Annotated in this window: 20 protein-coding genes, 6 tRNA genes and 1 riboswitch; of the genes, 12 read left to right on the top strand and 14 right to left on the bottom strand. The window is 66.0% G+C overall.

The window, feature by feature from the left end:
• Positions 1-60 precede the first annotated feature (60 nt).
• The 5 genes from AC50YA_RS03420 to AC50YA_RS03400 all read right to left on the bottom strand — a co-directional run bounded on the left by AC50YA_RS03420 (position 61) and on the right by AC50YA_RS03400 (position 4,562).
• Entirely contained in the window at positions 61-1,176 is a 1,116-nt protein-coding gene (locus AC50YA_RS03420) for a threonine aldolase family protein (RefSeq protein WP_494981091.1), read from the bottom strand.
• A gap of 75 nt (positions 1,177-1,251) precedes the next feature.
• A complete protein-coding gene (locus tag AC50YA_RS03415; RefSeq protein ID WP_494980956.1) occupies positions 1,252-2,028 on the bottom strand; it encodes an SDR family oxidoreductase in 777 nt (258 codons plus the stop codon).
• The gene (locus AC50YA_RS03410) at positions 2,025-3,392 is read right to left on the bottom strand and encodes a DUF6421 family protein (RefSeq protein ID WP_494980955.1); all 1,368 of its coding nucleotides are present in this window, start codon (positions 3,390-3,392) and stop codon (positions 2,025-2,027) included. Before AC50YA_RS03410 ends, AC50YA_RS03415 begins: the two co-directional genes overlap by 4 nt.
• Before the next feature lie 154 nt (positions 3,393-3,546).
• Positions 3,547-4,056: a peptide-methionine (R)-S-oxide reductase MsrB gene (msrB, locus tag AC50YA_RS03405; protein WP_494980954.1), complete on the bottom strand. Its 510-nt coding sequence runs from the start codon at positions 4,054-4,056 to the stop codon at positions 3,547-3,549.
• A gap of 14 nt (positions 4,057-4,070) precedes the next feature.
• Complete coding sequence (locus AC50YA_RS03400; protein WP_494980953.1) at positions 4,071-4,562, bottom strand: hypothetical protein; 492 nt, start codon at positions 4,560-4,562, stop codon at positions 4,071-4,073.
• A gap of 157 nt (positions 4,563-4,719) precedes the next feature.
• Here AC50YA_RS03400 and AC50YA_RS03395 point away from each other — a divergent pair, with 157 nt between their 5' ends.
• Positions 4,720-5,985 (top strand): alpha/beta hydrolase family protein, encoded by a 1,266-nt coding sequence (locus AC50YA_RS03395; protein WP_494980952.1) that lies wholly within the window; start codon positions 4,720-4,722, stop codon positions 5,983-5,985.
• On the opposite strand, the gene ybaK is transcribed toward AC50YA_RS03395, so the two are convergent.
• From ybaK to AC50YA_RS03380, 3 genes are read right to left on the bottom strand one after another with little or no spacing between them, the layout of a single operon-like run.
• Positions 5,982-6,479: a Cys-tRNA(Pro) deacylase gene (gene ybaK / locus AC50YA_RS03390; protein WP_494980951.1), complete on the bottom strand. Its 498-nt coding sequence runs from the start codon at positions 6,477-6,479 to the stop codon at positions 5,982-5,984. The genes AC50YA_RS03395 and ybaK overlap by 4 nt on opposite strands.
• 24 nt (positions 6,480-6,503) lie before the next feature.
• Entirely contained in the window at positions 6,504-6,965 is a 462-nt protein-coding gene (locus AC50YA_RS03385) for a SufE family protein (protein WP_494980950.1), read from the bottom strand.
• Between the two features lie 10 nt (positions 6,966-6,975).
• A complete protein-coding gene (locus tag AC50YA_RS03380) occupies positions 6,976-7,887 on the bottom strand; it encodes a sulfurtransferase (protein ID WP_494980949.1) in 912 nt (303 codons plus the stop codon).
• 214 nt (positions 7,888-8,101) lie between these two features.
• Here AC50YA_RS03380 and zapE point away from each other — a divergent pair, with 214 nt between their 5' ends.
• Complete coding sequence (gene zapE, locus AC50YA_RS03375; RefSeq protein WP_494980948.1) at positions 8,102-9,139, top strand: cell division protein ZapE; 1,038 nt, start codon at positions 8,102-8,104, stop codon at positions 9,137-9,139.
• Between the two features lie 112 nt (positions 9,140-9,251).
• On the opposite strand, the gene AC50YA_RS03370 is transcribed toward zapE, so the two are convergent.
• The 6 genes from AC50YA_RS03370 to AC50YA_RS03345 all read right to left on the bottom strand — a co-directional run bounded on the left by AC50YA_RS03370 (position 9,252) and on the right by AC50YA_RS03345 (position 10,212).
• The gene (locus AC50YA_RS03370) at positions 9,252-9,509 is read right to left on the bottom strand and encodes an antitoxin (protein ID WP_494980947.1); all 258 of its coding nucleotides are present in this window, start codon (positions 9,507-9,509) and stop codon (positions 9,252-9,254) included.
• 152 nt (positions 9,510-9,661) lie between these two features.
• Positions 9,662-9,733 (bottom strand) — tRNA-Val (locus AC50YA_RS03365).
• 43 nt (positions 9,734-9,776) lie between these two features.
• Positions 9,777-9,849 (bottom strand) — tRNA-Gly (locus AC50YA_RS03360).
• A 58-nt stretch (positions 9,850-9,907) separates the two neighbouring features.
• Positions 9,908-9,982, bottom strand: a tRNA-Val gene (locus AC50YA_RS03355).
• 39 nt (positions 9,983-10,021) lie between these two features.
• A tRNA-Cys gene (locus AC50YA_RS03350) sits at positions 10,022-10,092 on the bottom strand.
• Between the two features lie 47 nt (positions 10,093-10,139).
• A tRNA-Gly gene (locus AC50YA_RS03345) sits at positions 10,140-10,212 on the bottom strand.
• 228 nt (positions 10,213-10,440) lie between these two features.
• Between AC50YA_RS03345 and AC50YA_RS03340 the strand changes: the two genes are divergently transcribed.
• The 10 genes from AC50YA_RS03340 (at position 10,441) to ribA (ending at position 18,971) form a co-directional block, all read left to right on the top strand.
• Positions 10,441-10,512 (top strand) — tRNA-Val (locus AC50YA_RS03340).
• A 94-nt stretch (positions 10,513-10,606) separates the two neighbouring features.
• On the top strand, positions 10,607-11,467 hold the full coding sequence (locus tag AC50YA_RS03335) for a cytochrome (RefSeq protein WP_494980946.1): 861 nt from the start codon (positions 10,607-10,609) through the stop codon (positions 11,465-11,467).
• A 123-nt stretch (positions 11,468-11,590) separates the two neighbouring features.
• Positions 11,591-12,199: a peptide deformylase gene (def, locus tag AC50YA_RS03330; protein WP_494980945.1), complete on the top strand. Its 609-nt coding sequence runs from the start codon at positions 11,591-11,593 to the stop codon at positions 12,197-12,199.
• Entirely contained in the window at positions 12,196-13,116 is a 921-nt protein-coding gene (gene fmt / locus AC50YA_RS03325; protein WP_494980944.1) for a methionyl-tRNA formyltransferase, read from the top strand. The genes def and fmt overlap by 4 nt, the downstream gene beginning before the upstream one ends.
• Positions 13,113-14,696 carry an RsmB/NOP family class I SAM-dependent RNA methyltransferase gene (locus AC50YA_RS03320; RefSeq protein WP_494980943.1) on the top strand — a complete coding sequence of 528 codons (1,584 nt, stop codon included), beginning with the start codon at positions 13,113-13,115 and terminating at the stop codon, positions 14,694-14,696. The genes fmt and AC50YA_RS03320 overlap by 4 nt, the downstream gene beginning before the upstream one ends.
• 18 nt (positions 14,697-14,714) lie before the next feature.
• Positions 14,715-15,395 (top strand): ribulose-phosphate 3-epimerase, encoded by a 681-nt coding sequence (gene rpe / locus AC50YA_RS03315; RefSeq protein ID WP_494981090.1) that lies wholly within the window; start codon positions 14,715-14,717, stop codon positions 15,393-15,395.
• Between the two features lie 40 nt (positions 15,396-15,435).
• Positions 15,436-15,588: riboswitch (FMN riboswitch) on the top strand.
• Positions 15,589-15,762: 174 nt separating this feature from the next.
• Positions 15,763-16,881, top strand: coding sequence for a bifunctional diaminohydroxyphosphoribosylaminopyrimidine deaminase/5-amino-6-(5-phosphoribosylamino)uracil reductase RibD (gene ribD / locus AC50YA_RS03310; protein ID WP_494980942.1), 1,119 nt, complete (start codon positions 15,763-15,765; stop codon positions 16,879-16,881).
• Complete coding sequence (locus AC50YA_RS03305; protein WP_494980941.1) at positions 16,881-17,516, top strand: riboflavin synthase; 636 nt, start codon at positions 16,881-16,883, stop codon at positions 17,514-17,516. The genes ribD and AC50YA_RS03305 overlap by 1 nt, the downstream gene beginning before the upstream one ends.
• A complete protein-coding gene (gene ribB, locus AC50YA_RS03300; protein ID WP_494980940.1) occupies positions 17,513-18,229 on the top strand; it encodes a 3,4-dihydroxy-2-butanone-4-phosphate synthase in 717 nt (238 codons plus the stop codon). Before AC50YA_RS03305 ends, ribB begins: the two co-directional genes overlap by 4 nt.
• Positions 18,230-18,239: 10 nt before the next feature.
• Entirely contained in the window at positions 18,240-18,971 is a 732-nt protein-coding gene (gene ribA / locus AC50YA_RS03295) for a GTP cyclohydrolase II (protein WP_494980939.1), read from the top strand.
• Positions 18,972-18,979 lie beyond the last annotated feature (8 nt).

Raw genomic sequence — 18,979 nt, 5'->3', positions numbered from 1 at the left:
TTCGCAGATTACGCAACAGCAGGGGGCGGGCAGCGCAGGCTCGCCGTCGGCCGGTCCATCCTATCCGGCTTCCTTGACCGCGTGGCGTGCCGCGAGTTCCCGTCGGATCGCGGCCACAAAGGCGTCGACATCGTCCTCGCTGGTGTCGAAGGAGCACATCCAGCGGACCTCGCGGGCGGCTTCATCCCAGTCGTAGAACCGGAAGGACTCCCGCAGCCGGTCAGCTATGCCGGCCGGCAGGACGGCAAACACGCCGTTGGACTCCGTCTTCTGGGTGGGCTCCACGCCTTCGATCGTGTCCACCGCGGCGCGGAGGCGGGCGGCCATGGCGTTGGCGTGCGACGCCGAACGGAGCCACAGGTCGCCTTCCAGCACGGCGATGAACTGGGCCGACAGGAAGCGCATTTTCGAGGCAAGCTGCATGTTCATCTTGCGCAGGAATATCAGGCCGTGGGCCGCTTCGGGGTTCAGTGCCACCACCACCTCGCCGTACAGCAGCCCGTTCTTGGTGCCGCCGAAGGAGAGGATGTCCACGCCGGCGTCGCGGGTGAAAGCACGCAGCGGCACGTTCAGGTGCGCGGCGGCGTTGGCCAGCCGCGCGCCGTCCATGTGGAGTTTCATGCCCTTGGCGTGGGCATGATCCGCGATGGCCCGGACCTCCTCCGGGGTGTAGCACGTGCCAAGCTCGGTGGTCTGGGTGATGGACACTGCCAGCGGCTGTGCCCGGTGTTCATCGCCCCAGCCCCACGCCTCGCGGTCAATTAGTTCCGGCGTCAGCTTGCCGTCCGGAGTGGGGACATGCAGGAGTTTGATCCCGCCGATCCGTTCCGGAGCGCCGTTTTCGTCCATGTTGATGTGCGCCGTCGAAGCGCACACCACAGCACCCCAGCGCGGGAGCAGCGACTGCAGGGACAGCACGTTGGCCCCCGTGCCGTTGAACACCGGGAAACATTCGATGCCGGCGCCGAAGTGCACCTCCATCAGCCCCTGCAGCCGTGCCGTGTAGTCGTCCTCGCCGTAGGAGACCTGGTGGCCCTCGTTGGCTGCCGCGAGGGCGGCCAGGACCTCGGGGTGCACACCGGAGTAATTGTCCGAGGCGAAACCGCGGACGGACGCGTCATGCAGCCGGGCGGCGGGATTTTCAAGCCGCGGGGCGGCATTTGCCGTTGTTGTCATTGCTTTGCTCACGTTCTCAGTCTAGGAGGTGGAGTCCGGCCGGTCAGGGGGCCGGTAAGCCAGGGGATTTTTCGGTCAGGGGATTTTGCGGTCGGAGGTCAGGAGCAGGCGCCGGCCGTTCAGTTCGGCTGCCGGGCGGCTGAACAGTCCGACGACGGCGGCGGCCAGGTCCTCGACGTCGGTGGCACCGGGGAAGGTCCGTTCCGGGTGCGCCGTCCGGAGTTCTGCGTCCACCAGGGCTTTTACGACCAGGACGACGGCGGCGCCGCGCAGGGCGGTGCCCTCATCCGCGGCCCCGCGGGCCAGGCCCTCCGCCATCGCCAGTGTCCAGGTCTCGGCGGCGGCTTTTGCCGCCACGTAGCTGGCAGTCGCTGCTGTGGGCTTGTCCACCGCGGTGGAGGACACCATGGCAAACCTTCCGGTTACGGCGGCGGCCAGATCGGCGTAAAAGACCCGGGAGACATTCCGGAGCGTGGTGATGGCGCCGCGCTCCAGGAAGTCCCAGTCGGCGTCGCTTTGGTCCGTGATGCCCTTAGCACCGCGCCAGCCGCCCACGAGGTGGATAACTCCGTCCATCGCTCCGGCGGTGCCCGCCAGGGTCTTCCGGAGGGCCTGGACGTCAGCGGGATCCGCAAGATCGCACACCAGGGGAGTGACGCCGTCGCCCGCCTTCCTCGCAGCAGCGTCGATGCGCGTGCTGTCCGAGCCGACCGTGAAGACCCGGAACCCCGCCTGGTGCAACGCCCGGGCCACGGCGATCCCGGAGGGTCCGCTGCCGCCCGTGACCAGGACGTTCAGCCCGGGGGCATGGTCCGGAACAGGAGCCACGCGCGGCGCGCCGGATTCGCTCACAGTGCGGTCGCCCCGGTGATGCCGGCGGTGGATTCGATGACCGGGCGCATTTTCTTCTCCAGGGCTTCGTAGAACATGGACAGCGGAAATTCGTCGTCCAGCACCCGGTCCGTCAGGCCGCGGGGCGGACCGGCAACGGGGAGCGCGTCGGGGCCTTTGGCCCAGACAGATGCGGGGTTGGGGGTGACTGTGGCGGCGATCAGCTGGTACGCGGCAAGCCAGTGGGCCATCTTCGGCCGGTCAATGGAGCGCCAGTAGAGCTCGTCGATCGAGGCGCCGAGGGCGATCACCGCGTCCGGCACCTGGTCCCAGTCGATGCTGAGCCGGCTGTCGGTCCAGTGCAGGACGTGGTGCTGGTGCAGCCAGGCAAAGAGCAGCTGCCCGCCGAGGCCGTCGTAGTTGCGCACCCGGTTGCCGGTGATCGCAAAGCGGAAGATCCGGTCGAAGATGATGGCGTACTGCACCAGTTTCGCGTGCCGGCGTGCTTCCGGCCCGGCGTCTTCGTCCTGTTCGATCCGGACGGATTCCCGGAAGGCTGTGAGGTCGCAGCGCAGTTCTTCAAGCGAATACAGGAAGTAGGGCATCCGCTGCTTGATCATAAACGGGTCAAAGGGCAGGTCGCCGCGCATGTGGGTCCGGTCATGGATCAGGTCCCACATGACAAACGTGGCCTCGGTCAGTTCCTGGTCCGCCAGGAGTTCAATAGCGCCCGCGGGCAGGTCCAGGGACGTGATGTCCGCGGCCGCGCGCAGGACCCTGCGGAACCGGGCAGCTTCGCGGTCCGCAAAAATAGCGCCCCAGGTGAAGGTGGGTGTTTCCCGAACGGCCACGGTTTCGGGGAACAGCACCGCCGAGTTGGTGTTGTAACCGCGGGTGAAGTCCAGGAACCGGATGGGCACAAAAAGCTTGTTGGAATAGTCCCCGGCCTCAAGGCCGGCCACAAAATCGGGCCAGATGACCTCGATCAGAACGGCCTCCACCAGCCGGCTGCTGCTTCCGTTCTGGGTGTACATGGGGAAGATGACAACATGCTGCAGGCCATCCTGGCGCTGCAGCTGGGGCTGGAACGCCAGCAGGGATGCCAGGAAGTCCGGGATCCCGAAACCAGCCTTGGCCCACGCCCGGAAATCAGCGACGACGGCGTCAAGGTAGGCCGCGTCGTGCGGGAACTGCGGTGCCAGTTCGGTGAGCGACTCCGTGATCTCGGCAACCTCGAGCGCTGCGGCTGGGTGGTGGCCCGCGTCAGGTACGGAGCCGTCCTGGATCTGCAGCTCCTGCAGGGATTCGGCGGCGTTCCTGAGGCGGAGCCAGACGGGATTTTCGGCGGTGATCTTTGTTGGGGCGCCGGTCAGGGTGACGGTCATGGTGCGCCTGCCTTTCTCATTGCTTGGGGCATCTACGGCGAGCGTAGCAAGCAACCAGAGTCCCTAACTCAAATCCAGCCTGAGCATAAGATACTCTCGGGCTCGAGGCGCCTCGTGGCTCCGCCAGATATAGGCCGAGCCACGGCTGGCGGACTCAGGACTCCGTGGATTCTTCCCCGGCAGCGCCGCGCGGCACCAGCTTCAGGGACACCGAATTTATGCAAAAGCGTTGGTCCGTGGGCGTGCCGTAGCCCTCACCTTCGAACACATGGCCCAGGTGCGAGTCACAGTGCCCGCACCGTACCTCCACCCGCTTCATGCCAAGTGTCCGGTCGTGGATGTAACGGACGGTGCCGTCGGCGAGCGGTGCCCAGAAGGACGGCCAGCCGCAATGCGAATCGAATTTTTCGTTGCTCCTGAAGAGCTCTGTTCCACAGGCACGGCATTGGTAGACACCGTCCGTATGGGTGTCCACGTACTCGCCGGTGAAGGGACGCTCCGTACCCGCCTGGCGCAGCACGTTGTATTCCTCCGGCGTGAGTTCCTGCCGCCACTCGGCGTCGGATTTCCGGTATGCAGGTTCCGCAGTTCCGGCGTCGGCTGCCGGATCCGGTACGGAATCCGTGGCCTTGTTGTCGAAAATGCTCTTTCCAAAGATGCTCATAGTCAGCTCAACGCTCAGGAGTCGCCGATAAATCCCGAACCGGCGTACAGGTGGAGCACCGGGAGCCCCAGCTGGTCCTGGGCTTTGTTGGCCCAGTCCGTGTGGAACGTATCCGCCACTGCGTGCGGACGGGTGATCACCACCGCCTGGGCTGCGCCGAGCTCCTTCACCTTGGCCACGAGGCCTTTAACGGCGCCAACGTCCACCACCTCGCCCGTGACTCCTGCGCCCAGCCCCTCCAGGGCAGCCAGCGAGACGGCCAGCGTCTCTGCAGCCTCGGCCCGTTCAGCGGAGGGGTCCGGAGCGTGGGCGGTCAGCTCGCGGAACGCCTTAACAACGTCCAGCAGGGAGAGATTCTCAAGAAAATCCACCAGCAGATGCCGTTCAGTGTTCCCCGGAACCAGCAGGACAAGGGGCGTGTCCTGCCCGTCCACCAGACGTTCTATGTTGACGCGGTCGTCCGCGCCCAGGGGTTCTTCAGTCAGAATGACGATTGGATCGCTCATGGCATCAGCCTAGTCGTGCGCACCGGCGCCTGCATCCATTTGGGCCGCACGGCCGTTGCGATGTTGTGCGAGCGGCGTCCTCGCGGCCGGCGCATTCGGGCGCGCCACGTGCCGGACGGAATATGGTCAACCCGCCTGCGGCAGTAAGAATGGTTCCATGGCACCTTCCACGCGCACCCCCACGTTGACGGCGGCAGTTCCGATCCAGGCCGACGGCCGTATGTCGCTGCGCGCCAAATGGGCGCTCGGCGGCGTCATTGGCGGCGGGGCGCTTGCCGGACTGCTGGCCACAGGCTCCTCCGCGCTGGCGCTCTATTTTGCCAGGCGTGTGATCACCCCCGTCCGGCAGCGGACTGCGGACCAGGAAGTCCTCGCCGTGCTCCGGGAAGGCGGCGGCCGGCAGGTCATCCTGACAGCAACTCCGGAGACCACGGTGGAGGGTGTCTATGGGTTGTTTTTCGACGGCGGCAAGGGGCACGCCCGGATCGGGCGGATCGTGTCCTATTCGCCGGCGGACGGCACGGTCCTGCGCGAAGTGGAAGCCGTCTATGCCGGCGATCTCGATACGGCCCGCCGCGGATGGTGGAGCGGTGCGCTCTACCCGGATCCCGCCACCGCCGGCTTTGCGGCCGAGGACGTGTTGATCGAGGTCGACGGCGGTACAGCCCCGGCGTGGCTGGTCCGGGCCGGCGGCACCTCCCGGACCTGGGCAATCATGGTTCACGGCCGCGGGGCCACCCGCCAGGAGGCCCTCCGGGCGGTAGGCCCCGCCCTCGAACTGGGGCTCACCAGCCTGCTTGTCTCGTACCGGAATGACGGGTTGGCACCATCGGCCGAGGACGGCCGGTACGGCCTGGGGTCCACGGAATGGCATGACGTGGAGGCCGCCATTGAGTTCGCCCTGGCTAACGGCGCTGAGGAAATTGTTCTCTTCGGCTGGTCCATGGGCGGCGCCATCTGCCTGCAGACGGCCGATCTCTCGCCTCACCGTCACCTGATCCGGGCCATGGTCCTGGACGCGCCAGTCATCAACTGGGTCAATGTGCTGGCCCACCATGCGCAGATCAACCGCATTCCGTCCCTCGTGGGCCGCTACGGGCAGCTGATGCTGGGCCACCCCGTGGGCCGCAGGCTCACCGGCCTGGCCGCACCCGTAGACCTCAAGGCCATGGACTGGGTGGCGCGCGCCGTGGAAGTCCGGACGCCCACCCTGATCATCCACAGCGTTGATGACGAGTACGTCCCCTATGAACCGTCCGCCCTTCTGGCCGAGCGGAATCCGGACATGGTCACGTTCGAAACGTTCAATCACGCCAGGCACACCAAGGAATGGAATGTCGATCCCGAGCGCTGGGAGAACCTGATCAAGGCGTGGCTCCGGCCCCAGTTGGCTCCGCGGCTTAATCCCGGGCAGAACCGCTAAAGTGTGCGCGTGCCGATGGCGGCTGTCACCGCGGACGTCAGCCGGACGAGGTCCTCCGGCGCAAGCTCAACGTCCAGGCCGCGCTTACCGCCGGAAACCAGCATGGTTCCCAGCTCAAGGGCGCTGCTGTCCACCACCGTGGGTGATGACTGGCGCTGGCCCAGCGGCGAGATTCCGCCGAGGACGTAGCCCGTGCGGCGTTCCGCAGCCGCGGGATCAGCCATCGCAGCCTTCTTGGCGCCCAGGGCGGCGGCGAATGCCTTGAGGTCAAGGTTTCCGCTGACCGGCACAACCCCGACTGCCAGCCGGCCTTCCACTTCGACCATGAGGGTTTTGAAGACCTTTTCGGGAGCGATGCCCAGGGCTTCGGCGGCTTCCGTGCCGTAGTTGGCCGCGGAAGGATCGTGGGCATACGGATGCAGTACAAAGGGAACGCCGGCTGCAGCCAGTGCGGCTGTGGCCGGCGTTCCGTTTGAAGAACTCTTGCGTCCCAAAGCGTTCCGTTCCCGATCAGGAGATCAGGACGCGGACCGTGACGTAGCGGCGACCTTGCGCTTGATCCGTCCCAGCATGGCGGTCATGCCGCGCATCCGCAGCGGCGTGATGGCCCGCGTCAGGCCCAGAAGCTCCGGCATATCGTCCGGCACCGCCAGGATTTCAGCGGCGCTGAGTCCGTCGAGCCCTTCGTGGAGTACGCCGGCGAAACCCCGCGTGGTGGGGGCTTCCGGTGGCGCTTTGAAGTAGAGCCGAACGGCGTCGGCCGGGCCGGCGTCGTTCTTTTCCGTCTCAATGGTCAGGAACAGCGGCGACTGGCATTCCACCACCTGCTCCAGGAGTTCGGGGTGGTCCTTCAGCCGGTCCGGCAGCTCCGGCAGTTCGCGCGAGAACTCAAGCAGCAACTGAAGCCGATCGGGTTCGGTCAGGGCCTGGAAGTCCTCGACGATTTCCGCCAATGCGGCGGGCAGGTCATGTGTAGTCATCTGTTCCAGTTTACGCCGGGACCGTGCCGCGTTCCGTGCCCTTCGCGATGGGAACCCGGACGGCGTTGCCCCACTCGGTCCAGGAACCGTCGTAGTTCCGGACGGTGTCAAAGCCCAGCAGGTACTTGAGTGCGAACCAGGTGTGGCTGGAACGCTCGCCGATGCGGCAGTAGGCCACCACGTCATCGCCCGCGGTCAGCCCGGCCTCGCCCAGGTAAAGGGCCTCGAGCTCTTCCCGGCTGCGGTAGGTTCCGTCCGGCGCAGCGGCGCGGGCCCACGGAATGGATGCTGCCGTGGGAATGTGGCCGCCGCGGAGCGCACCTTCTTCCGGGTAGGCCGGCATGTGGGTCCGCTGGCCGGTGTATTCCTCGGGGGAGCGGACGTCGATCAGCGGCTTGCCGAAGTGTGCCAGGACGTCTTCCTTGAAAGCGCGGATGGGGGCGTCGTTGCGCTCCACCAAGGGGTAGTCGCCGGGCACCGGGGCGGTCCGCTCCGTGGTCAGGTCACGGCCTTCGGCGATCCACTTGTCCCGGCCGCCGTCGAGCAGCCGGACGTCCTCGTGGCCGAACAGGGTAAAGACCCAGAGCGCATACGCGGCCCACCAGTTGGACTTGTCCCCGTAGATGACCACCGTGGTGTCGCGGGAGATGCCCTTGGCCGCGGCCAGGGCGGCGAATGCCTCGCCGTTCACGTAATCGCGGGTCACTTCATCGTTAAGGTCCGTGTGCCAGTCAATTTTGACGGATCCGGGGATGTGGCCGGTCTCGTAAAGGAGGACGTCCTCGTCGGACTCGACCACCACCAGCTTTCCGTCCGCAACGGCGCCAGCAGCAAGTGCGGCGGCAAGCCACTCGGTGGACACCAGACGCTCCGGATTGGCGTAGGCGGCGAACTTCTCGTTTTGTTCAACTGCGTAGGACATGGTGATGGCCTTTCACTGAGACACACGGCGGATTCTGTAGAAGGAAAACCTGCATCCCACCCTAGCCACGGCTGGTCGCACTGTCCGCCTCCTCGTTAACAGTGGGAAATATGGCCTTCGTCACGCCGGCGGTCCTGCCGGCGGCCTGGCGGGGGAGGCCGGGGCTGTTGCCGGTATTCTTTCTGGGGACAACCCACCAGCAGAACGGACCACCTTGGTACAGATCGAACAGCTTGCCGCCCGCACTCCGGCGGTTTCGGTGGATGAGCTCCTTAAAGGCTTTTATCCGTCGCCACGGTTTGGCAAGGTCTCCTTTGCCAGCTACCGGCCGGACCAGAACCAGCCGTCCCAGGCGGCGGCGGTCAAGGCCCTGGAAGCGTTCGCCGGGGGAGTTGGAGCCGGCGACGGCGACGGCCTGTTCAAGAAGCTCTTCACCAAGAGAGTGGCAACCAGGGCGGGGATCTACCTCGACGGCGGATTCGGCGTCGGCAAAACCCACCTGCTGGCCTCGCTGTGGCATGCCGCCCCGGGCCCGAAGGCCTTCGGCACATTTGTGGAATACACCAACCTGGTGGGGGCGCTGTCGTTCCGCAAAACTGTTGAAGCCCTGAGCCACTACAAGCTGGTGTGCATCGACGAATTTGAGCTGGATGATCCGGGTGACACCGTGTTGATGTCCCGTCTGATGCGTGAACTGGCCGACGCCGGCGTCAAGCTTGCTGCCACGTCCAACACCCTGCCGGGTTCGCTGGGTGACGGCCGCTTTGCCGCCGTCGACTTTGCCCGTGAAATCCAGGTCCTGGCGGACCAGTTCGACGTCATCAGGATCGACGGCGAGGACTTCCGCCACCGTGGGCTGCCCGCCGCCCCGGCGCCGCTGAAGAACAGCCAGCTCGCTGCACAGATGAAGGCCGAATTCGACGGCAAGACCGTGGCAGAAGACGAATTCAGCTCACTGATCGGCCACTTGGCCGGTGTCCACCCGAGCCGTTACCGGCAGCTCATCGACGGCATCGACGGCGTTGTGTGGCGCAACGTGGAGACCATCACCGAACAGGCCGTGGCGCTGCGGTTCGTGGTGTTGGCCGACCGCCTGTACGACAAGGATGTGCCGATCCTGGCCAGCGGCGTCCCCTTCGACAAGCTTTTCACGGATGAGATGATGCACGGCGGGTACACCAAGAAGTATTTCCGTGCCGTGTCCCGCCTGACCGCACTGGCCCGCGAGGGCCAGAACCACGAGCCGTCCTAGGCGGCGGCCTAGGAGCCGGACAGTGTGTTAAACGCCAAAGGTGCAGGTGCCGCCTCCCAGCGGGACCTGCACCCCCTTGACGTGCTAGGGCAATGCCCTGGCCAAATCCTTGTTACGGAGCCTTGTCAACCGGCGGAACCGGGTTGACCGGCGGAGCCTGCTCGGTGGCAGGTGCCTCGCCGGGTGTTCCGTCGTTCTTGTCAACGAGCTTGGAAGCGCCCTCCTGGACTTTGTCCACGTGACCGGCATACTTGCCGCCAGTCTTTGAGTCGACGAAATCGCCGGCTTTCGTGATGCCGTCCTTGATGGCCTGCCCGTTGCCGTGGATGAGACCCTGAGCCTTGCCCTTAAGATCGTCAATCAGTCCCACGAGCACCTCCCTTCAATCGCGGAGCCAGTTCGCTCCTCCGCAACCGATCCTAGCCCTGTCTGCCGGGCGTGCCAAGGGCTGTGACAAATTTTGTCAAGTCGGGGCGGGCCATTCAGGCAACAAAAAAGCAGCTCACGGGGAGCTGCTTTGTGTGGGCGATACTGGGATCGAACCAGTGACCTCTTCCGTGTCAGGGAAGCGCGCTACCGCTGCGCCAATCGCCCGGAACCGGGAGTCCGGCCATTTGGATTTATTACTGGGGTAGAGAGCGGACGACGAGATTCGAACTCGCGACATCCACCTTGGCAAGGTGGTGCTCTACCAGCTGAGCTACGTCCGCGTATGAAGTACAGCCTGGCCGGTGGCCTGGCGTACTGCATGAAGCAAGTTTCCTTGCTTGGTGGGCGATACTGGGATCGAACCAGTGACCTCTTCCGTGTCAGGGAAGCGCGCTACCGCTGCGCCAATCGCCCATTTCGTCCGGCGTGAACCGGAATCCATGGTTTTCACCGAGGTGGGTACGGGATTCGAACCCGTGTGAACGGCTTTGCAGGCCGCTGCCTCGCCTCTCGGCCAACCCACCGTGTAAGCTCCGATTCCGAAAAACCTTTGCCGTGACAGTGTCCTGCGAGCGGACGACGAGATTCGAACTCGCGACATCCACCTTGGCAAGGTGGTGCTCTACCAGCTGAGCTACGTCCGCATTTGGGCCGCTGAATCCGTGCCGTTTCGGGCATTTCCTCGCGTTCCAACGAGTAAGAACTCTATAGGAGGTTCAGGGATTCTCCAAATCGAGCGCCCCTCAACCGCGGCAATGCCCCTGGATCCCTGCAATCTAGGGGATTTTGCTAATTACAGGCGTGTAATTCGAGGCTGGTCCCTGCTCGATTTCCATAAACCCCGCCGGGTCGGCTAGCATTCAAAGGCATCGGGGCGATTGGCGCAGTGGTAGCGCGCTTCGTTCACACCGAAGAGGTCACTGGTTCGAACCCAGTATCGCCCACCGAGGAATCTGGTCCGTTTCCGCTCAGCCGAGCGGAAACGGACCTTTTTTGTGTGCCCGCTATTCTGTCAGCCCCCTGTGAAAGAGTCTTTGTATGACTGATCCACTCCTTGCCCACGCCACGGAATACGGCCGCATGTATGCGCGGTCCACCTCCGAACAGTTCGCCGTTCCCTCCATCACCACCGTAATCGGCCAGCAGCCGCACGGACTGGACGGCTGGTTCGGCTACATGGGCGCCAGCAGCCTGGCGAAGGATCCGCTGCTGGCCGATTGCCTGGGCAGTCCGGCGAAAATCCGGCAGGCCGTCAACCGGGCCTCAAAGGCAGCAGAACTGTACCGGGACGAGGCGGCCAAACGTGGTGACCGCGTCCATAATTACTGCGAGCAGGTTGCGCTCCGAGCATTGGGCCGTCCCCACACCATGAAGGAAACCCGCGAGGCCCTGGCAGCCAACGGCGAAGAAGCCTTTGCCCTGCGGTTTGACGAGTGGTGGGAGCTCTATGACGTGGAGCCCATCGCACCGGAAATCACCGTCTGGAACAAGTCAGTGGGCTACGCCGGGACGCTGGACCTCGTGGCCCGGATCAACGGCCGGATCTGTGTTATTGATTACAAAACCAAGGGCACTACGCGGGACGGCACCGTCAAGCCGCTGGACGACAAGGTGGTTATGCAACTCGTGGCCGGCATGAAGGCCGAGGAGAGCCTCGTGGATGCCGTGGCCGGGGAATGGGAGCCCTGGAAGTACGGCGAGGCCCCGCTGCTGCTGGCAGTGGCCATTGGCGAGACGGAAGTCCGTCCGGTCCGCGCCAACCCCGACGTCCTCAAACACCACTGGTGGAAGTTCTGCGCCCTGCGCCGGGTCTGGGAACTGTCCGCCGATACGCTCGCCGCCGGTTCTGCGCTTCTCCCGGTGGCTCCGCCCGTCTCCACGCAGGTCCGCAGCGCATAGCCGAGCACACGTGTCCGGAGCACGCCTGACCGGAGCACGCCTGACCGGAGTCCCGGCGCTGGTGCCCCTGCACCTAAACTGGATAGGTTCGCCATTAACGCCCACCGTGAGGAAAGACAGCACATGGCCATTCTGAATATCCGCATCATCGGTGATCCTGTGCTCCGCACAGTGGCCGATCCCGTGACGGAATTCGGTCCTGAGCTCGCCAAGCTGGTTGCGGACATGACGGAAACCATGGAGGACGTGGACGGCGCCGGCCTCGCAGCCCCGCAGATTGGCGTCAGCCAGCGGGTCTTCACCTACCGGATCGACGGCGTGGAGGGCCACATCATCAATCCGGTCCTGGAAAACAGCAACGACTTCCAGGCGGACCAAGTTGAAGGCTGCCTGTCCATTCCTGGCCTGGCGTTCCCGGTCCGCCGCTTCCGCGCCACCCGCGCCACCGGCGTTGACCTTAACGGGAATCCTGTCGCGGTGGAGGGGGAAGGCATGCTGGCCCGTTGTTTCCAGCACGAGACGGACCACCTGGACGGCATCCTCTTCACCGACAGGCTGGAAGGCGAGGACCGGAAGACGGCCCTGCGCTCCATCCGCAATGCCAACTATGACGCCATCACGGAACGCACGACGACGAAGCGCGCCAAGACGGTCGGGTCCAGTTTCGGGGGCGCGAGCTTTGGCGGCGCAAGCACCGGGGGCGCCGGCTTCGGCGGCGGCGCCACCACATGAGGGTACTTTTTGCCGGCACCCCCGCCGTGGCCATTCCGTCCCTTGATGCCCTGATTGCGGCCGGCTTTGAGATCGTTGCGGTCCTGACCCGTCCCGACGCGCCGATAGGGCGCAAACGGGTGCTGACGCCGTCGCCCGTTGCAGCCCGCGCCGCCGGGCTGGGAATCGACATCATCCACGCCACCCGCGTGGACGAGGCCGTGACGGCGAAAATCGCCGCGACCAAGCCGGACGTGGCTGCCATCGTGGCCTACGGCGGACTGATTCCGCGCCCCGCCCTGGATATTCCCCCGCATGGTTGGATCAACCTGCACTTTTCCCTGCTTCCCGCATGGCGTGGCGCTGCCCCCGTGCAGCGGGCCGTGATGGCCGGCGACGACGTCACCGGGGCTGTCACCTTCCTGTTGGAAGAAGGTTTGGACACCGGCCCGGTCTTCGGAACGCTGACCGAGGGCGTTGGCCCGGAGGACACCGCCGGAGCGCTGCTGGAGCGGCTGTCCCACAGCGGGGCTGTGCTCCTTGCCCAGACGCTGTCCGCCGTTGAGGCCGGGAGGGCAGCTGCGCAGCCGCAGGTCGGCGACGTTTCACTGGCCCCCAAGCTGACCATCGATGACGGCCGGCTCGACTGGAAGCAGCCTGCCCTGGCGATCGGCAGGCGCGCCCGCGGCGTAACTCCCGAGCCCGGCGCCTGGACCACCCTGGACGGACAGCGCGTCAAACTCGAACCCGTCAGGCTCCGGCCAGGTGACACTGACCTGCAGCCCGGCGCAGTATTCCTCGACGGGAAGAGCGTCCTGGTGGGCACCGGATCCCACGCCGTGGAGCTGACCAGGATCCAGCCTTCGGGCAAAAAGATGATGGCCGCCGCCGACTGGGCGCGTGGCATGGCAACACTGGAAAGCGTGGTCTTCGAATGAGCGAATCCGGCGGTAATGCAGGCGGCAGGGGCGGCAGTGGAAGCGGTGCCCCCGGCGGCGGACGGGGCAACAGCGGACGGGGCAAGAGCGGGCCGCGGGATTCCAGCCAGCGCAACGCCCAGGGCCGCGAACGTAACCGCCCCTCCCAGCGGAGCTTCACCGAAAACGCACCGGCGCAGCGCACCCGCCGGGCGGACCCGGCGAGGCTGGTGGCTTTTGAAGTCCTGCGCGCGGTAGCCGCCGAGGACGCCTATGCCAACCTGGTGCTCCCGTCCCGCATCCGCCATCACGGCCTGGACAAGCGCGACGCCGGCTTCGCCACCGAGCTCAGCTACGGTGCCTTGCGTGGCCAGGGCACCTACGATGCCATCCTGGCCCGCTGCGTTGACCGGCCGCTGGACCAGCTTGACCCCGCCATCCTGGACGCCCTGCGGATCGGCACCCATCAGCTGCTGGCCATGAGGGTCCCGGCCCACGCAGCCCTGGATCAGACCGTTGGCCTGGCCCGCGCCGTTATCGGTGCCGGACCGTCCGCCCTCATCAACGCGGTCCTGCGCAAAGTCTCTGCACACACGCTGGAGGAGTGGCTGGAACTGCTGCTCCGCGACGAGACGGACGAAACCAGGATCGCCTCGATCCGCTATGCCCACCCGGAGTGGATTGTCCGGGCTTTGCGGCAGTCCCTGGTCGCCCACGGCCGTTCTGTCAGCGAAATCAACAACCTCCTGGACGCCGACAATGCCGCCCCGGTGGTCAACCTCGTGGCGTTGCCCGGGCTGGGAAGCCTCGATGAAGCACTCGAAGGAGGGGCCACGCCCGGAGAACTCGTGGAAGGCTCGGCGCTCTCCAGTGGCGGCGACCTCGGCCGGCTCGCCTCAGTGCGCGAAGGCAGCACCCGCGTCCAGGACGTCGGCTCGCAGCTCGTGGCACGCGCAATGGCCGCCGTCGACCTTGGGACCGGTACCGGCAGCGACGGGGCAGGCGAACGCTGGCTCGATCTCTGCGCCGGTCCCGGCGGCAAAGCCGCGCTGCTCGGCGCCCTCGCCCGGCAGCAGGGCGCGACCCTGCTGGCTAACGAGCCCGCACCGCACCGCGCCAAGCTGGTAAGGCAGGCCTTGGCCGCAGTTCCGCACGAGATCTGGCATGTGCGCACCGGCGACGGCCGCGAGGTCGGCACGGAGATGGCGGAGAGCTTTGACCGTGTCCTCGTCGACGCGCCCTGCACCGGGCTCGGCGCCCTGCGCCGCCGCCCCGAGTCGCGCTGGCGGCGCACCCCCAAGGACCTGACGGACCTCGGACCGCTGCAGCGCGAACTGCTCAAGTCCGCGCTTGCTGCCGTCAAGCCCGGCGGCGTCGTGGCCTACGTGACGTGCTCACCCCACCCCGCCGAAACCACGGCCGTGGTCAGCGATGTGCTGCGCAAGCGCGACGACCTCGAACTGATCGACGCCGGCGCTGTGCTGGACGGCGTCAGCCTGACCGGCCACCTGGACGCCGGGCACGAACACACCGCCCAGCTCTGGCCGCACATCCACAGCACCGACGCCATGTTCCTGGCCCTCATCCGGAAGAAAGCGTGACCCGTGAAAGGTTCCTCTATGCCGCAATGCTGCATCAACCCCAGCATCCTGTCCGCCGACTTCGTCAACCTCGAAGCCGAACTGCAGCGCATCAGCACCGCTGACGCCGTCCACGTGGACGTTATGGACAACCACTTTGTCCCCAACCTCACCTTGGGCTTGCCTGTGGTCCAGCGGATCCAGGCGGTCAGCCCCGTCCCGCTGGACGCCCACCTGATGATCTCCGACGCCGACCGCTGGGCGCCGGGGTTCGCCGACGCAGGGCTGGCCTCCGTGACCTTCCACGCTGAGGCCTCCATTGCACCGGTCAAACTGGCCCGCGAACTGAGGGCCCGCGGCTCCAAGGCCGGCATGGCGCTGCGCCCTGCCACAGCCGTGGAACCCTACCTGGACATGCTTGAGGAACTGGACATGCTCCTGATCATGACCGTGGAGCCGGGGTTTGGCGGCCAGGCGTTCTTGGACTTCACCCTGCCCAAGATCCGCAGGGCCCGGGCAGCCATTGACGGCTCCGGAATCAATGTCGCCATCCAGGTGGACGGCGGCATTACCGAAGAAACCATTCTGCGGGCGGCCGAAGCAGGTGCGAACGTCTTTGTGGCGGGTTCGGCTGTTTACGGCGCGGAAGACCCGGCTGCAGCCATCGGCCGGCTCCGCGAAGCCGGCAGCATAAAGTTACGTGCTGCGTCCGAGGAATAGTCTGGGCCACCTTGTGGTTATGGCACAATAGCAACACACAATACGTGCTCCGGGGTCGGTGTAAGTCCGAACCGGCGGTGATAGTCCGCGACCCGCGAGCCGGCGCTTTCCCCTCAGGGAAGGAACCGGCGGACGGTTGAACTGGTGAAATTCCGGTACCGACAGTTAAAGTCTGGATGAGAGAAGCACGTACAGCTGTATCTGCGGCGCCCTTTGGCGCTGCGGCCTTCTGCTGTCGTATACCCCCGGAGCCATCGCGGTTCTAGAGGGAAGGAACGACAACACACATGTACCCCTTGCGATGGCTCTTTGAAGCCAGGATTTCCCATGCTCCGGGAACCGAAGCCGCCGGACCGGTGGCTGCCCCATGACCCGGATCGAAAACGTCACGGCGTTCAGCGCCGCCGAAACGGCGGCCATGGACGCAGCGCTCGAAGCGGCCCTGCAGGGCCCACGCGGAGCGAATCCGCTGGTGGGCGCCGTCGTCATCGATGCTGCCGGTCACCAGCTGGTGACCGGCTACCACCGCGGCGCCGGCACACCCCACGCGGAAGCGGACGCCATCACCCAGGCTCAGGCCGCCGGGCTGGACCTGAGCGGCTGCACAATGGTGATCACGCTGGAACCCTGTGACCACAGCGGCCGCACGGGGCCCTGCACCCAGGCGATCATTCGTGCCGGAATCACGGACGTGGTCTACGCCGTCGACGATCCGCATGACCCTGCGGCGGGCGGCGCGGCCACCCTCCGGAACGCCGGGGTGCAGGTCCGCAGCGGGCTCGCCGCCGGAGAATCGTTCGAGTTGAACCGTCAGTGGTTCTTGGGAGTGGCCGCGCAACGCCCGTTTGTGACGCTGCACATCGCCCAGACGCTGGACAGCCGGATCGCCGCCGAGGATGGCACGAGCCAGTGGATCTCCTCGCCGGAGTCGCTCGCTGACAACCACGGGCTCAGGCGACGGATTGACGCCATCCTCGTGGGGACCCAGACCGTGCTGGTGGACAACCCCCGGCTGTCAGCCCGAGACGAGTCCGGAGCGACATCGGGCAAGCAGCCGCTGCGTGCCGTGATGGGCCTGCGCGACATTCCGGCCGACGCCGCCGTCCGCGGTGACGACGGTAACGTGCTCCACCTCGCCACGCGGGATCCGAGGGAGGCGCTCTCGCTCCTTTACGCGGAGGGAGTCCGCCACGTCATGGTGGAAGGCGGCTCACGCATCCTCAGTTCATTCCTGGCCGCCGGGCTTGTGGACGAACTCATTGTCTACGTTGCCCCCACCCTGCTGGGCTCCGGAACCCCCGCCCTCAACGGACTGGGAATCACCACCCTCGCGGATGCCCGGCACTGGGACTGGGACCCCTCCGACGGCGGCGCCGTCCTGACCCTGGGCCGGGACCTGAGGCTGCACCTCCGTCCAGAACCAACCGAAGCTTTTGAACCACAACTATCCCGCACTGCCGCGGAACCAGCCATGGGAGGCTACTGATGTTTACCGGAATTATTGCCGAGCAGGGACAGGTCCTGTCCGTGGAGCGGGACGGCGATGCCAGCGCAACGCTCCGCCTCCGCGCGCCCGGCACCACCGAAGGGCTCGGACTGGGCGGGTCCATTGCCGTCAACGGAGTCTGCCTGACGGCCACCGCGATCGAGGGCAAAGAGTTCAGCGTTGATGTGATGGGCGAAACCCTCGTCCGCAGCACCATCGGCGAACTTGCCGCCGGTGACTCGGTGAACCTTGAGCGTTGCGTCCCCGCCGGCGGCCGGCTGGACGGCCACGTCGTCCAGGGCCACGTCGACGGCGTCGGGCAGCTGCTGGAGCGTGAGGCGCTCGGCAACTGGGAGCGCCTCCGCTTCGGTGTGCCAGCCAACCTCGCCCGCTATATCGCGGAGAAGGGCTCCATAGCGATCGACGGCGTCTCGCTCACCGTCACGGCGGTCAGCCGCGCCGCGGAGCCGGAGCCATGGTTCGAAGTGGGGCTGATCCCCACCACACTGGCCGAGACCGGCCTGGGGGCCAAGAAAACCGGCAGCAGGGTCAACCTTGAAGTCGACGTGCTCGCGAAGTACACGGAACGGTTGCTGGCATTCAGCACCGGCGCAACCACCGGGGGCGAACGATGAACGCTACCGTCCGGCTGGAACCGGCCGCGGACGCCGGCCCGGTTCCCAACGCAACCTTCGGACTTGACCCCGTGGAAGATGCCATCCGCGCCATGGCCGCCGGCCGGCCCGTGCTGGTGGTGGACAACGAGGACCGCGAAAACGAAGGCGACATCATCTTCGCCGCACAGCATGCCACCCCTGCCCTCATGGGATGGACCATCCGCTACAGCTCCGGCGTCATCTGCGTCCCCCTGACGGGGGAGCGTGCCGACGCCCTGGCACTGCCGCCCATGGTGGCAGTGAACCAGGACGCGAAGGGTACGGCGTACACCGTTTCCTGCGATGCGGCGGTGGGTGTCAGCACCGGAATCTCCGCCACGGACCGGGCCCTCACGGCCCGCGTCCTTGCAGACCCCGGCGCCGGACCGGCGGCCGTGACCCGGCCCGGGCATATTTTCCCGCTCCGGGCAGTTAACGGAGGAGTGCGTGAACGCGCCGGCCATACCGAAGCGGCCGTGGACCTCTGCCGGCTCGCCGGACTGGAGCCAGTGGGCGTGATCGCCGAGGTTGTGTACGACGACGGTGAAATGATGCGGCTCGACGGGCTGCGGGGATTCGCTGCTGAACACGGGTGCCCCCTGATCTCGATTGAGGATCTGGTGGCCTACCTTGAAGCAGGAGCCGGGACGCCCGCCGAAAGTGACACCGGGCCGGACGCCCGGGCGGAGTAGAGGAGTAATGATGACGGCTTCCGGAGTATCGGAGAACAGCCACCAGAATGGCCACCATCGGGGGGCATCCGGCAATGGCCGGGCCCACCATCCCGTGAGCGGCGGTCCGATTGTTCAGCTGCCCACGGCATTTGGCGATTTCATTACCCAAGCGTGGACAGACCTGGTCACGGGCGCCGAGCACCTGGCGGTTAGCTCACCCAACCCGCCCAAGGAGGGCGTTGCTCCGCTGGTCAGGCTGCATTCCGAGTGCCTGACCGGCGACGTCTTCGGCTCCTACCGTTGTGACTGCGGCGAACAGCTGGCCTATGCCCTGGAGCTGATCAACGAGTTCGGCGGCACGCTGCTGTACCTGCGCGGGCAGGAAGGCCGGGGGATCGGCCTGGCCAACAAGATCAAGGCCTACGCCCTCCAGGAAGCGGGCTTTGACACCGTGGAGGCCAACGAACAGCTGGGACTGCCGGTGGACGCCCGCTGCTACAAGGCGGCCGCCCAGATCCTGGCCGAGATGGGCCTCCACGAGGTTCGGCTCCTGAGCAACAACCCGGACAAAAAGAACAGGCTCGCCAAAGCCGGCGTGAAGGTAGTGGAAATGGTGCCCACCGAGGTGCCGTCCCGCGACCAGAACATCCGCTACCTGCAGACCAAAAAGGACCGCATGGAGCACCGGCTGACGCTGGACACCCACGTTGTCACGGTGCCGAGCGGCCCCGCCGACGATTTCGACCACGAACAAAACTGAACGGATCA

It is taken from the genome of Pseudarthrobacter sp. RHLT3-21 (assembly GCF_059383495.1).
The sequence above is the reverse complement of the archived record's forward strand: the minus strand, read 5'-3'. Positions and strand labels throughout refer to the sequence as shown.